Origin of the sequence: Colwellia polaris (assembly GCF_002104515.1) — a bacterium.
Classification (GTDB): domain Bacteria; phylum Pseudomonadota; class Gammaproteobacteria; order Enterobacterales; family Alteromonadaceae; genus Cognaticolwellia; species Cognaticolwellia polaris.
Window position 1 is genome coordinate 13780 of sequence record NZ_NBOE01000003.1, and the last position, 14954, is coordinate 28733.

Here is a 14954-nt window from a genome sequence, read left to right on the forward strand (position 1 = left end):
ATACTTATTTATAGTTTTACTTAAGGTTTTAATATGCAAAGTACTTTTCTCGCTTGGATGTTTAGAATGCCACTTATCAAACGCTGGGCATTAATGTTTTGCGTTAAACCAGAGAATGTTGCAGAACACTCTCATCAGGTAGCGATTGTTGCGCATTTATTAGCGGTAATTAAAAATGAAAAATTTTCAGGAAACATAAATGCCGATAAAGTTGCTACCGTTGCACTTTATCATGAAGCTAGTGAAACAAGGTTTGGTGACATTGTAAGTCCAACCAAATATGCAAACCCAGAGATCGCACGTGAGTTTAAAAAAATAGAATATATTGCGGAAAAACAATGCCTTGAGTCTTTACCTGAAGAGTTTCAAGCTGTTTTTTCAGATATTATTGTGCAAGATAATGTAGACGAACAATACAAAAAAATTGTTAAAGCCGCCGACATTTTAGTAGCGTATATTAAAGCACTTGATGAATTGAACCACCAAAACCATGAGTTTGATCACGTAAAAGAACGTTTAGAATTAAAGTTAACCAGCCTAAAGCAACAAATGCCTGAAGTTGAATATTTTTTGTCGGTTTTCCTTAAATCTTGCTCTACAACAGTAGATAAGCTTACCGAAGTGCAAATTAAAAAATAGTAGCAACGTGCTCCTAGTTAAACATTCATACGCTTATTAAAAATAATTAAATGAGAAAAACCATAAAATATTATGATAAAAAAACATCTAGGCTTTTTGATTAACCTTGTCGCTATAGCGTTATTTATTCCGGGTATATTTTTACCTATGTTTTCGCTAAATATGGCAATGACAGCAAACGTTAGTGGCGCAAAAGTTACCAATACATTAATTGATAAAAACTTATCTTTATTACAGACAGTACAAGAGCTTTGGCAAGATGAACGCTTATTAGTTGCCGCATTAATTTTTGCTTTTTCAATTTGTATTCCAGTGTTCAAGTTTATATTGCTTACCCTAGCTTACATAAAAAAGCATACCAGGCTTGAAGTTATGGTTTATAGCATTATTAGCAAAATTGGTAAGTGGTCGATGGCTGATGTTTTTGTAGTCGCTATTTTCCTTGCTGTGTTATCTACAAATCATGCGGAAACCGCGACACAACAACAAATGGCAATTTTTGGTTTCAAGTTAGACTTTATTATTAGTAGCGAAACTTTGTCTGCTTTGGGGCCAGGCTTTTATTACTTTACTAGCTATTGTTTATTGTCTTTATTAGGCACAGCAATAAGTAGTAGTAGCATTGGTACAAAAGTTTTAGCGACAACAAAATCTTCAGCTGTAATTAAAGCTATTGACGAGTAATAATTAAACTAACCCACCTATTCTAAATAACACTGACTAAAATTAGGCCATGTGGCTCGCGGTGCTAAAGCGCAATAATTTTTTGCTGGTGACGAAAAATACTGATGCAGCTTTTGGGTCTTCAGGCCGTTAATTTTTAATAATGTAAAAGTCGTCTCCACGTTTCACAGTTAAGTAAGCACGATTGTACTCGCTGAATATACATATAGGGCGACGGTGCAAAGAGCAATATACATTGCCGTCTGGTTTGAGTTCATCCAGGCTTATATCAGCACCTTGATGTGGGCACTTTGCTGAAATAGTACGATACTCTATTTCACCATTGGCTAGCAGCTGCCGATAGATAACAACAGGCTTTTCTGTGCTTGAATATGGTAACTTCGCCATCGCAAATAGAACATCTTCACGCTGAGTTGTCTTAAGATCTGCAAGCTTAATTTCATCTGCTACCTGGCCGCCTGCGGGGTAGTACTTATCTAATGTTAGCAAAATTATTTCCAAATATTCTTTAGTACAACAAGCTTATATTTTGTCATGTTTATTATCTTATTCAAGTATGATCAATGGTTATGAAGAGCGTCAATATTGCAGGCTAACGGCTTGTAAATTATTTTATACTGGCAATAAATAGCAGTTATTCCATAAAATAATGAATAAACTGGCCACTCTTAGCTATTAATCTCAGCTACTAATCACAGCGAAAAATTACAAACACTCAGTTATTTCTGCTAAATGGTTAAAATTTAATACTCTTGAAATTGTCTTAAGCAATAAGTAATACTACCTTTAAATAATAAGTAACAATTTCACTAGGTAGCTTTACGTTGAAACAACATTATTATATTTCATCCTTTATTTTTTTATCGCTTACTATGATACATACCATGTCACTTGCTAGCGATAAAAGCATTAACTTCAGTGTGCCGCCATTCTCACCTTTTAATGGCTTTGATGAACAGCCAAAATGTAAAGGTGTTGGGGTGCTAGCTATTGAGAAAGTAATTATAAATCTTGAAGAAGATTTCACATTAGCTCTACTCCCATACGCTAGAATTTTAAATTCACTGAAAACAGGTCAGCTTGATCTAGCAATATTATTTAAAAATAATACCGTTGCTGAAAACATTGAATACATTGGCCCACTTTCTATGGCAAAGGTTTTGGTTATTACTCAATCTGGTACCACAGTGAAACATTATAAAGATTTATATCAGCTCGACAGTATTGGGGTTATCAGAAGTGCACAATTTAATAATAGATTTGATCAAGACGAGTTGTTAAAAAAAGTTAACGTAAATAGTTATAGCCAGGCGGTTAAGTTGCTAAAATTAAAGCGCATAAACGCTGTAATTGGCTCTAAAATTGGACTTGAGTATGCTTTATACCATGAAAATATGAGCAATGAATTAATAGCTGATGCTTTTTACCTTGGGGACAAAGAGCTAGGATTACACCTTTCAAAAAAGTCTGCTTTAATCAGTAACCTTCCGCTGATAAAAAACGCAGTAAAAAGTGCTTATCAAGCTAATCTTACTGAACAACTTTATAGGCAACAAATGAATGAGTGTTATTCAAAAATATATTAGTGTGTATTTTGCCCATGATGCTGGCAACCTGCGGTTTCAATTTGCAATACACTGGTTGTAATATCGAACTGCTCTTTTAAAACACGTTCAACTTGAAAACGGCAAATTTCGTCATGTTTCTCTAGTGTACATTGATGTTTTAACACAATATGTGCACCAACAACCACTTCACCATTATCACTTTTTACAATTAAGTTATGCACATTGTCGATATGGTCTACTTGCTGTAAAGCTGTTTCAATTTTTTTCAATGCGGGTAAGCGCACACGGTTGAAAAACAGTCCTTTAATACATTTATAAAGCAACTTAGAGCCGGTAAATAGTACAAATATAGAAATAAGTACGCTAGATAAAGAGTCAACAACCGTCCAACCAGTAGCATAAATAATAATACTGGTGGCAAAAGTCACTATAGTTGACAGTAAATCAAAAAAAGTATGTAAAAAAACAGCATATACGTTCACGCTATCTTTGCGGCCTTTATATAAAATATAGGCCGATGCACCATGGAACAAGAAGCCTAACGATGCAACCGACGACATAACAAAAGTATTTATTTCATGTTCATCATGATGCTCATGACCAAATATTCTGTCAGCACCTTGCAGTAAAATCCAACAGCTGATCAAGATATATAACGTGCCGTTAATTAAGCCACCTGATAGCTCTAATCGCTGATAACCATCACTAAATGTTCGGCCAAACTTAATCGCTAAAGTTGAAGCTATTAGCGCAATAAACAAAGAACTATTATGCACAAACAAATGCCCTGCGTCGGCATATACCGCTAGTGAATTTGCATAGAAAGCACCGACCAACTGTAACAGCATAAATACACTGGTAATAGCCAGTGCAATAAGTAAACGCCGCTGCGATGCTTTATGGGTAGTAATAGTTGTCATGCGAAAAAGTTAATACTCTCATTATGGAGATTAATTGAAATTACTGCGTAATATGTCGTCGAAAAGCGCAGCTGATGTAGTCTTATTTGTTCAAAATAAATAATCAGTACAATTGTACATTAAAAACATAAACTACAATTGTACATTACAGAACATTTTAATTACTGCGCCCAATAAGCTTGGTCTAAGCTATCTTCGCGCTCAGGTAAACCACGAGATAAACGCGGGGAGTGTTGCACTAATACCTCATAACTAGCTCTGTTTGCATATTTACTCATTTGAGATAATGAAGAATAAGTTAACGCAGGCTGTTGATGTTTACTGGAATTTGAAACTGTGTTTTTATGATAAACATTAGCACTTAAATCATGCAATATTGCAGCAAGCGCTGCATCACCTGCACCGTTAGTATTCTTAATACTTTCAGGGCCGCCCATATAAGGTGCAGAATGTGTATATATGCGAATAGGTTGTTTACAATCTTTTAAGAACATAGGACGAGAATATTCATAACGATTAAATTCATGTATTTCGCCTGAAAGTAATGGATACTCACTTTCTCGTTTAAAGGCATCGTCAACGTAACCTGCCATGTATAAGCCATCTTTTCCAGCAGTACAAATAACCATGTCTACCCAATCTAGGCATTTATTGGCGGCAAGCAGCGGATCTTCAATTTCCGTAATAGCCAAGGCTTCTTCTTCATTCATTGTTAGAATGTTGACATATTTTTGCACAAAATCACGCCAAAATTCAGGCTCTTCTTCGATTAAAAATTTAGTGCCTAAGGTTAGTACAACAGGTACACCGGCAGCATTTGCACACTTAACGGCTTTAACAGCAGCTTCAGTCATGGTATCGCCGGGCTGCGTTCGCATTAAATACGAACTAATAACTAATGCTGAAGCGCCAGCAATTAATGACTCGTCGATAGAGTCAGGATGTAAGCGGTTAATTAAGCCAGCATTAATACCAAATGTACGTTCTCCGGTATCATCTATCAATGTAAAGCAGCGACCAATAGGCCCATCTACCGGTTGAAGGTAATTAAGATCAACACGCGATGAAGTATTACTGATAAAACGATAAGCGTAATCACCAACATGAATATTTTTAGACATTACGCCAAGCAATACCGAGCGGTCATCAGCAAGCACAGAATAATTGTGCATAGTGTTGCCAATTGTGCCACCCGCGAATTCATAATTTATTAGCGATTCATCTTTTAAGCGTTGATAAAGACGCTGAGTAACCTCGTCTGAAATAACTTGAGACATACCACGTTGAAGATCAAACTCATCTAAAAAAGCTTGATCTACTTTCGCTTCTATATCGACTAAAACTTGATCAATACCCACAATGTAATTTTGCTTAGCATTAGCGCTAGCGTTTACTTGGTTTGTTAGTGGGTTTTTATGATCGACAGGGAAATAATGTCTATGTTGACGTCGTCCAGGAAACTTCATGAAGCAATACACGGTTAATGGCAAAAAACGAATTATACCGTATTGCTATTTGGTTTGACCAGAGCACATCACATGAAATAACACAGAAATGTCTATAAGTTTGTACTTATCGCTAAATTGTAATTTTATAGTTGGTTAAAAATTAGCTAAAGAGCGTTTTATAATTCGAAAAAAAGCCTGAATTTACGCTCTATAATTAAAAATAATAACAAGGTCAATGCATTAAAAAATTGTCGTACGACTCGATTTCTCTTTGCATTCTTTTTTGCTCTTTTAACGCTTCAATTTCGCGCCATTTTCGCTTTGATTGCTTACTATTTTTTTTATGTTGAAACTCAGCATAATCGTCTATTTCATCTAAATACTTTTCTTTATATTGCATAACACGTACTCATTTAAATAATTTGTCTTTAAATTAATAAGTTTGTGTTTCAGTTATTTGAATGAAATATGACAATTTAAATATCCGCTAAATTTATTTAAAACTCACCATGACTTATCTATTTTAAATTTCCCTTTGAACTGGATTAAGTTAAATTAATGTTTCATACGTATAAAGTGAAAACGAAAGAGAGCCAAGTCTCGGTTAATTAATATAAACTTAAATACAAACAGCGCTAATCATTTAAAAGAAAATATGCTTAAATAAACATTATAATGAAAAATAAAGAATTAAGCCTATTGGAGAACATATATGACAGAAAATAAAAAATATCGTTTAGTAACTAGAAGTGATTTCGATGGCTTAGTTTGTGCAATATTACTCAAGCATATTAATTTAGTTAACGACATTCTTTTTGTACACCCAAAAGATATGCAAGATGGCATTATCCCTATTGGCTCTGACGATATTTCAACTAACCTTCCTTTTGTTGAGGGTGTACATATCGCTTTTGATCACCATCATAGCGAAACCATACGCAATGAAAAAAGTGATAATCATGTTATAGACCCTAAGGCACCATCAGCGGCACGTGTTGTTTATGATTATTACGGTGGCGCTGAAACATTTCCAAAAGATTGGGATAGTATGATGGCAGCCGTTGACAAAAGTGATTCGGCACAATTTAACATGGAAGAAGTGTTAAATGCTAAAGGCTGGGATTTACTTAATTTCATTATGGATTCTCGCACGGGTTTAGGCCGATTTAGAGATTTTAGAATTTCTAACTATGAGCTTATGATGGCTTTAATCGAGTTTGGTAAAGATCATAATATTGACCAGTTACTTGAATTGCCAGACGTAAAAGAACGTACTGAGCTTTACTTTGAACATGAAGAAAGCTTTAAAGAACAAATTATGCGCTGTGCAACCGTACACGGTAATTTAGTGGTCTTAGATTTACGCGACGAAATAATTATTTACTCTGGTAACCGCTTTGTAATTTACGCCTTATTTCCACAATGTAATATTTCAATTCACATTATGTGGGGTCTTAAAAAACAAAACACCGTTTTTGCGACAGGTAAGTCTATTTTTGACCGTAGTTCAAAAACGAATGTTGGCGAATTAATGCTTAAATTTAATGGCGGTGGCCATAATGCCGCAGGTACTTGCCAAGTGCCGCATGAAGAGAATGAAGCATGTCTTGCAGAGCTTATTTCCACAATCAATGCTGATGGCTAAATATCAATAAACTTATCTAAAAGCCTAACTCGTATAAAGTAAATACTTTATACGAGTTAAATAACGATATAGAAAAGCGTTAACTATATTATGTACCCTGCTATTTTATATGTGCTTATTAATAAACCTCAACGACTCTTCTAAAAATATTCGGCGAGAATTACCACTAGAGAACCAATGGTCTTCCCCTTCTAACTCAATATACTCACTTTTATTATTTCCTAATTCTTTTAATTTTTTATGCATTTTATTCGATTGAAATACAGGTACTTGAGTATCATTATTCCCATGTATTAATAACAAAGGTAGCGTTGCTTTAGAAGCCAAATGGTAAGGTGAGTATTGATGTAACTCTTTATAATCCCCGGGTTTACCAATACTTTTAGAAAAGTAACCAGAGAAATTCAATTGCTCTTTTTCATGTAAGAAAACATCACCTAAATTACTAATGCCTGCAAATGAAACACTGCATTTAAACAGACTTTGTCTACTAGTAGCGCTAAACATAGCAACATAGCCGCCATAACTTCCACCCACAACACAAATTCTATTTGGGTCTATTTTGCCATCTGTTATTAATAACTTAACGCCCTCATCAACATCTCTTTGCATCGCCTGGCCCCACTGTCCGTAACCACTTTTTGCAAAGTCTTTACCGAAGCCAGAAGAGCCCCTAAAGTTAGGCTGAAAAACAGCAAATCCCTCAGCTACATAAAACTGCCGCATCCAATCAAAACTCATATCATCTCTAGATTCTGGTCCACCATGAGGCATAACAATTAGCGGGGGTTTTTCATCTGTTTTTAACACTGGCATAGTGAAGTAGCCCGTGATCTTTTGCCCATCACTCGTTTCATAATCAAAGCGATTAACTTTACCTAAAAGAGCTTTGTCGACAGCTGGATAACCTTCAGCTACTGGCATTAGCTGACCTAATTTACGATCGTAAACCGTATATTTTTCTGGATAAGAACTACCAGAAGTTTTAATTACTATACGCTCACGCTTCAAATCATAAGATGTAATATTAACTTCAGTATCCAAATAAGTCGCTTTCAGATCAGCTTGAATCTGTGCTAGTTCATTATCTAGATAATCATATTCAGCATAATCTTCAATTAATTTTGTACCAACTATTTTATAGGCATTGTTGTAATCATAAACAATATTATCTACATCATAAATATCACTTTCAGCAACTGTAGTTGCTTCACTAACAATAAACTTATCTATCGTAGATTTTACCAATACTCGCCTACTGTCTTTATTACTTTGCCAATAATATAGCGTTTTTTTATCTTCACTTAGCCTAACCACAACTTCAGTGAAGTTTTCCAATTTTCCGTCTTTTAAAATAGAAAGCCGTTCAAAGTCGCCCTCTGATTCATCTCTATATAAATTGACCCATTTAGTCACCTTACCGCTGTAGAGCCGATAAAGAAAAACATCACCGTCGTTATCTGTCAGCCAATTTCTTGCATTAGTATCTCTAAATACCTCTTCTCTACTGCCATCTTCAAGCTTCACTTTATACAGCGCATTGATTTTCCCGTAATAATATGAAAGCAAAATGTGTTCATTGTCGTCAGGTAATTTATTAACTAAAGTGGGAGCACCAATATTGCGCTTAAAACGACTACTGTTAAAAATCCACTTAACCTCATTAATCTCCACGTCAAGAACTCCTAACCTATACATGGTAAAGGTTTCAAAATCACCTCTTGAATAATATGGAATGGTTAAATCAAGTAAAACATTTTTATTATTTGCCCATGTAAAGCCTCGTATCAACGCTTTTTTCATTCCAAAAACTGTAGGCTTACCACCAGCTAATGCTTGGGTTACAACTACATACTTACCATCTAGATCTCTTAGATAAGCAATTTTTTGTCCATCAGGTGAGATTTGTACATCGGTTACAAAAGGGAGTCGGCCAAAACTATCTACGTTGCTGTTTGCTTGAGCAAAGTAGCAAACCATAGATAAAGACACAGCCAATAAAAGCTTCATAGTTAATCCTTTGATTATTATTATTTTTATATTTTCCATTACGCTAACTTATTAATACTACGTTCTTTAAGTTGATTTTAAAAGCAGCTAATTTAGTTTTTATGCCGCCCTTAACGTTAACAGATAAATATAATTTACTCGTAGTCACAAAATACAAAAATAATTAAATTTATGTTATACATGAATACCTTGAAACACTTTTAAATTGCACAAGGAACATTATGTCTGAATCTCAATGCGCATCATGCAATCATATTGTTAAAGCAAAAGTGCTTCATTGCCCTATGTGTAATGGTGGTATGAAAGTATTAGAGGAAACGAAACAAAAGTCGTGTCCTAGATGCTCCATAGCTTTACAAATAAGACATTACAGAAATTATGAATTAGATAAATGTAATCAATGTGAAGGCTTATGGTTACAACCAGATGAATTTTCAGTTTTAACATCCGAATTTGACGTTTACCGCGATGCTGAAAGTAATCCACAATATTTACGTACGGGGCTACCTCAAGCTGAAAACTACTTACCCTGTGCAAATTGCAATAAGGTTATGTCAAGGCGTAACTTTAAGTCGATTTCTGGCGTATTAATTGATGCCTGCATACATTGCGGCGTTTGGTTAGACAAAGGCGAGTTACAAAGTATTCGAAACTTTATCGCCAGCGGTGGTTTAGATAAGGCTCAAGATAATAAGCTGGTAAAACAAGAGCTAAAAATAGATGCCTTGAATGATCGTGTTTCGGACCTTGAATTGATGGAAAAAATGCTGAATAAATATAATATGAAAAGAATATTATTCAGAGGATTTTAATCTTTTTGTAAGCTAAAAATAAGTAAAATATAGAGCGGCTAAACTGAGCCCATAAGTTCAATTATGTAATTAGCTAGAAAGTTTTTAAAATTTTAAAAGTAAACTCCACAGTCGAACCAATCGCCAAGCACGCCACATTAAACGCACGAACGTAATATTTAGCATCATGGAGGGAATACGTTTAATGCAGTCGCGCCAACAAACTCCAGAGCTAAGAAAGTATGAATGCTGCTAACCTCCCTTCTCCTTTTTGGATTTAGTCGGCCCCAATGCCATACTAATAAACAAGTTCCAGTCCGATAAATTTACAGGGGCTCGGTGAAAGAGTAATGTGTATCTGACCCTACTTACTAATGTGTATCTGACCCTACTTACTACTATCGTTTGACTATCTAAAACATTAATTTCTTGAAACATTAAAATATAAACTCAAGAATCGAATCAAACACCAAGTCTGCTTCATTAAACGCCGGAATGATGATCAATATTCACGTATCACTGGCAAGGATGCCAGTGAAAGCGCTGTTGGCACACGGACGTGCCATCAGCGCTGGTACGTCGAGAATATTGGGCATCATGGAGGGAATACGTTTACGGCGTTTAACCCTCTTTGGGTGTAGTCGGCACCCCGACGCCAAACCAATAAACAAGCTCCAAGCCGATCAATTCGCAGTGAGTGAGTATCTGTCTAATATTAATATGATTTTAATATTTTTTTTTGAAACTTAACTGCTTTGAGTTTTAATCTCTGCTTGGCGTCGCGGTGGCGACAACACCCAGAGGGACGTTGCACGCCAAACGCCCCTCTGGACTCCCCATGGCGCCCAACACAGCAAAACACTCCAACAGAATTTAGGCACGAAGTTTATACCTGCCGAAAATCGTCCCTTCACGCGGCAGTCTACGCCATCCATGGCTCCGATAAACATCGCACTTTTCTAAATTCAGTTTCCGTTGCTGTGATGGGATCTAGTGATCGTTGAAATTTCATTTTCTAAATTAACGAATTGAGAGCTATGAAAGATGAAACAACCACCAAGTCTGCTTCATTAAACGCCGGAATGGTGACCAATATTCACGTATCACTGGCATGGATGCCAGTGAAAGCGCTGTAGTACATGGATGTACGTTCAGCGCTGGTACGTCGAAAAATATTGAACAGCGTGAAGGAAACACGTTTAATGTAGCAGCGCCGAGGGAGTCCAGAGCGAGGTCGGCGTCAGCCTCCCTTTGGGTGCAGTCGGCACCCCGACGCCAAACAGGTAAACAAGCTCCAAGTCGTTAAATTAGAGTGAGTGTCCGTCTAATTAGTCTTTTTTGTCATACACGGATGAATTTTCAAACGCTATTATCTCAAAGTAATATTTATAATAAAGATAACTATTAATAAGCAATAAAAAACCCGCATTCTCTTATAGAGAGTGCGGGTTTTTATTAAGAAAAACAGTTTGCAATCAAAAGCTGATTACCAACCCGTTTTCTCTTTAAGTGCTACACCGATATCCGCTAAAGAACGAACTGTTTTAACACCAGCCGCTTCTAATGCTGCGAATTTCTCATCAGCTGTACCTTTACCACCAGCGATAATTGCGCCAGCGTGACCCATACGCTTACCTTCTGGCGCAGTAACACCAGCAATGTAAGATACAACAGGTTTAGTAACGTTTGCTTTGATGTATTCTGCAGCTTCTTCTTCAGCTGTACCACCAATTTCACCAATCATTACGATTGCTTCAGTTTGTGGATCGTTTTGGAACATTTCCAATACGTCGATGAAGTTAGTACCAGGGATAGGGTCACCACCAATACCTACACAAGTAGATTGGCCAAAACCAGCATCTGTAGTTTGTTTAACGGCTTCGTACGTAAGTGTACCAGAACGTGAAACAATACCTACTTTACCAGGCTTGTGAATGTGACCAGGCATGATACCAATCTTAGTTTCGCCAGGAGTAATAACACCTGGGCAGTTAGGACCGATCATACGAACGCCAGATTGATCAAGCTTAGCTTTAACGTCAACCATATCTAAAGTTGGGATACCTTCAGTGATAGTAACGATAAGCTCGATGCCTGCATCAATAGCTTCTAAAATTGCATCTTTACAGAAAGGAGCAGGAACATAGATAACTGTAGCTGTTGCGCCAGTTGCTTCTACTGCATCACGTACTGTGTTGAATACTGGAAGGCCTAAGTGCGTTTGACCGCCTTTACCTGGGCTTACGCCACCTACCATTTGTGTACCATACTCAAGTGCTTGCTCTGAGTGGAATGTACCTTGACCACCAGTGAAACCTTGACAGATTACTTTAGTATCTTTGTTAATTAAGACAGACATTATTTGCCCTCCGCAGCTGCTACAACTTTAGTTGCTGCATCAGATAATGATTCGGCAGCAATGATATCTAAGCCAGAGTTTTTAAGAACTTCACGACCTAATTCAGCATTAGTACCTTCTAAACGTACAACTACTGGTACTTTAACGCCAACTTCTTTAACTGCGCCAATAATACCTTCAGCAATCATGTCACAACGTACGATACCGCCAAAGATGTTAACTAAAACAGCTTTAACGTTGTCGTCAGAAAGGATGATTTTGAATGCTTCAGAAACACGTTCTTTAGTCGCCCCGCCGCCAACATCAAGGAAGTTAGCTGGCTTGCCGCCGTGTAAATTAACGATATCCATTGTACCCATTGCTAGGCCGGCACCGTTAACCATACAACCAACGTTGCCATCTAAAGCTACGTAGTTTAATTCAAAACGTGCTGCATGTGCTTCACGCTCATCTTCTTGAGATGGATCGTGGAACGCGCGCATTTTAGGTTGACGGTATAAAGCATTACCATCGATACCAATTTTGCCGTCTAAACAATGAAGGTTACCTTCGTCAGTAATAACTAACGGGTTGATTTCTAATAATGCGAAATCGAAATCTTCAAACATTTGTGCAAGACCTAAGAAGATCTTAACAAATTGCTTCATTTGCGTTGGGTTTAAACCTAACTTGAAGCCTAATTCACGTGCTTGGTAAGGTTGTGCGCCAACAAGTGGATCGATTTCAGCTTGGTGAATTAACTCAGGAGTCTCTTCAGCAATCTTCTCGATGTCAACACCGCCTTCAGTAGAAGCCATAAATACAACTCTACGGCTTGCACGGTCAACAACAGCACCAAGGTATAATTCGTTCGCGATATCAGTACAGCTTTCTACTAAAATTTTAGCAACAGGCTGACCGTTTTCGTCTGTTTGGTAAGTAACTAAGTTTTTACCTAACCAGTTTTGTGCGAAGTCTTTAATCTCTTCTTTTGATTTAACTAGCTTTACACCGCCAGCTTTACCACGTCCACCTGCGTGAACTTGAGTTTTAACAACCCACATATCGCCGCCAATTTTGTCGGCAGCTTCGGCAGCTTCTTGAGCGGTATCGCAAGCGAAACCTTCAGAAACTGGTAAACCATATTCAGCGAATAATTGTTTCGCTTGATACTCATGCAAATTCATGGTGTTTTATCCATTTATCTGTAGATGAAAATGACAATAATATTAAAGCTATTGCCATCGAAAAAAGTCGACCGATTATAGTATAAAAGCTCTAAAGAACATAGTCCTTAGAGCCTAAGACTATAGTCTAAATCGAACAAAATAATTTAGTACTATATACTAGATGCTTAACTATATATTTAGTAACAAGCGTGTTGGATCTTCCAACAACTCTTTAATCGTTACTAAGAACCCTACAGATTCTTTACCATCAATTAAACGATGATCATAAGAAAGTGCTAGGTACATCATAGGTAATATTTCAACTTTTCCATCAACAGCCATTGGGCGGTCTTGGATTTTATGCATTCCTAAAATTGCCGCTTGTGGCAAGTTTAAAATTGGTGTTGAAATTAATGAACCAAAAACGCCGCCGTTGGTAATTGTAAAGTTACCACCTTGCATCTCGTCCATGGTTAATTTTCCGTCACGACCTTTAATTGCTAAAGCACGAATACCGTTTTCGATACCTGCCATGCTTAATTGATCAGCATCACGTAATACCGGTGTAACTAAACCACGAGGAGTAGATACAGCAATAGATACGTCGAAAAAGTTATGATAAACAATATCATCACCGTCAATTGACGCATTAACTGCAGGGTAGCGTTTAAGTGCTTCTGTGACTGCTTTAACGTAAAACGACATGAAACCTAAACGAGTATCATGAGTTTTTTCGAATACGTCTTTGTATTGAGCACGAAGATCCATGATTGGCTTCATGTTAACTTCGTTAAACGTAGTTAACATCGCCGTAGAATTTTTAGCTTCTAATAAACGTGTCGCTATTGTTTTACGCAAACGTGTCATAGGTACACGTTTTTGTGTACGCTCACCTAATGCTGCAGAAGCTTGTGCTGCTGGGGCAGGCGCCGCGGCTTTTGCAGGAGCTGCTTTTGGCTTATTGGCTGCAGCTTCTACGTCTTCTTTAGAAATACGACCACCTTTGCCAGTACCTACAACATCATTTGCTGTAAGGCCCTTTTCTGTCATTAAGCGACGTACTGAAGGACTAGCGAGCTCGTCAGAACTAATGGCTTCTTCTGCTGAGGCAGCAGGTGCTGCACTTGCTGTTGCACCAGCACTAAGCTCACCAATTTTTTGGTCGCCTAATACTGTATCGCCTTCTGCATGAATAATTTTACCAATTACACCATCAGCTTGTGCTACAACTTCTAAAACTACTTTATCAGTTTCAATGTCGACTAAGTTTTGGTCAACTGATACCGTGTCGCCTTCAACAACATGCCATGTCGCAATAGTTGCATCAGCAACTGACTCAGGCAATACAGGTACAACAATATCAATAACTTTAACGTCGCCAGCAGGAGCTTTCGAAGCAGATTTGCTTTCTTTAGCTGTGGCTTCTTTTTTAGCTTCAGGAGCAGCTGCTTCAGCTTCACCTTCAGATAAAATAGCAATTACTTGCTCGCCAAGTACCGTAGCACCTTCAGCTTGAGATATATCTGTGATTACGCCATCTGATGTTGCTGGTACTTCAAGTACCACTTTATCAGTTTCAATATCAACTAATACTTGATCACGAGATACTTTATCACCTACTTGTACGTGCCAAGTCGCTATTGTTGCATCTGCAACTGATTCAGGTAAAACGGGAACCTTAATTTCGGTTGTCATTTATAATATTCCTTACACACTCTTAATTAATCTCTTTATAAAAAAGA

General features: G+C 37.2%; 13 protein-coding genes. 5 read left to right on the plus strand and 8 right to left on the minus strand.

What is annotated here, in order from left to right; genetic code table 11:
- Window positions 1-33: 33 nt before the first annotated feature.
- Both yfbR and B6A32_RS07130 read left to right on the plus strand, forming a co-directional pair.
- A complete protein-coding gene (gene yfbR, locus B6A32_RS07125; protein ID WP_085302420.1) occupies window positions 34-639 on the plus strand; it encodes a 5'-deoxynucleotidase in 606 nt (201 codons plus the stop codon).
- Window positions 640-711: 72 nt separating this feature from the next.
- On the plus strand, window positions 712-1323 hold the full coding sequence (locus tag B6A32_RS07130; protein WP_085302422.1) for a paraquat-inducible protein A: 612 nt from the start codon (window positions 712-714) through the stop codon (window positions 1321-1323).
- A gap of 129 nt (window positions 1324-1452) precedes the next feature.
- Here B6A32_RS07130 and B6A32_RS07135 read toward each other — a convergent pair whose 3' ends face one another.
- A complete protein-coding gene (locus B6A32_RS07135; RefSeq protein WP_085302424.1) occupies window positions 1453-1812 on the minus strand; it encodes a Rieske 2Fe-2S domain-containing protein in 360 nt (119 codons plus the stop codon).
- A 395-nt stretch (window positions 1813-2207) separates the two neighbouring features.
- On the opposite strand from B6A32_RS07135, the gene B6A32_RS07140 reads away from it, so the two are divergent.
- Window positions 2208-2909 (plus strand): type 2 periplasmic-binding domain-containing protein, encoded by a 702-nt coding sequence (locus B6A32_RS07140; RefSeq protein WP_158088462.1) that lies wholly within the window; start codon window positions 2208-2210, stop codon window positions 2907-2909.
- Here the strand turns inward: B6A32_RS07140 and B6A32_RS07145 are convergent.
- The 3 genes from B6A32_RS07145 to B6A32_RS19145 all read right to left on the minus strand — a co-directional run bounded on the left by B6A32_RS07145 (window position 2906) and on the right by B6A32_RS19145 (window position 5659).
- Entirely contained in the window at window positions 2906-3811 is a 906-nt protein-coding gene (locus tag B6A32_RS07145) for a cation diffusion facilitator family transporter (RefSeq protein ID WP_085302428.1), read from the minus strand. The two genes, B6A32_RS07140 and B6A32_RS07145, sit on opposite strands and share 4 nt — an antisense overlap.
- Before the next feature lie 161 nt (window positions 3812-3972).
- The gene (locus B6A32_RS07150; protein WP_085302430.1) at window positions 3973-5277 is read right to left on the minus strand and encodes an inosine/guanosine kinase; all 1305 of its coding nucleotides are present in this window, start codon (window positions 5275-5277) and stop codon (window positions 3973-3975) included.
- 214 nt (window positions 5278-5491) lie between these two features.
- Window positions 5492-5659 (minus strand): DUF3545 family protein, encoded by a 168-nt coding sequence (locus B6A32_RS19145; RefSeq protein WP_101685929.1) that lies wholly within the window; start codon window positions 5657-5659, stop codon window positions 5492-5494.
- 312 nt (window positions 5660-5971) lie between these two features.
- Here B6A32_RS19145 and B6A32_RS07155 point away from each other — a divergent pair, with 312 nt between their 5' ends.
- Complete coding sequence (locus B6A32_RS07155; RefSeq protein WP_085302432.1) at window positions 5972-6904, plus strand: DHH family phosphoesterase; 933 nt, start codon at window positions 5972-5974, stop codon at window positions 6902-6904.
- A gap of 105 nt (window positions 6905-7009) precedes the next feature.
- Here B6A32_RS07155 and B6A32_RS07160 read toward each other — a convergent pair whose 3' ends face one another.
- Window positions 7010-8953 (minus strand): S9 family peptidase, encoded by a 1944-nt coding sequence (locus tag B6A32_RS07160; protein ID WP_085302434.1) that lies wholly within the window; start codon window positions 8951-8953, stop codon window positions 7010-7012.
- A 182-nt stretch (window positions 8954-9135) separates the two neighbouring features.
- Between B6A32_RS07160 and B6A32_RS07165 the strand changes: the two genes are divergently transcribed.
- Window positions 9136-9726: a zf-TFIIB domain-containing protein gene (locus tag B6A32_RS07165; protein ID WP_085302436.1), complete on the plus strand. Its 591-nt coding sequence runs from the start codon at window positions 9136-9138 to the stop codon at window positions 9724-9726.
- Between the two features lie 1465 nt (window positions 9727-11191).
- Here the strand turns inward: B6A32_RS07165 and sucD are convergent.
- The 3 genes from sucD to odhB form a co-directional block, all read right to left on the minus strand.
- Window positions 11192-12064: a succinate--CoA ligase subunit alpha gene (gene sucD, locus B6A32_RS07180; protein ID WP_077284901.1), complete on the minus strand. Its 873-nt coding sequence runs from the start codon at window positions 12062-12064 to the stop codon at window positions 11192-11194.
- A complete protein-coding gene (gene sucC / locus B6A32_RS07185) occupies window positions 12064-13230 on the minus strand; it encodes an ADP-forming succinate--CoA ligase subunit beta (RefSeq protein ID WP_085302442.1) in 1167 nt (388 codons plus the stop codon). The genes sucD and sucC overlap by 1 nt, the downstream gene beginning before the upstream one ends.
- 171 nt (window positions 13231-13401) lie before the next feature.
- Window positions 13402-14907 carry a 2-oxoglutarate dehydrogenase complex dihydrolipoyllysine-residue succinyltransferase gene (gene odhB, locus B6A32_RS07190; RefSeq protein WP_085302444.1) on the minus strand — a complete coding sequence of 502 codons (1506 nt, stop codon included), beginning with the start codon at window positions 14905-14907 and terminating at the stop codon, window positions 13402-13404.
- Window positions 14908-14954: the final 47 nt, after the last annotated feature.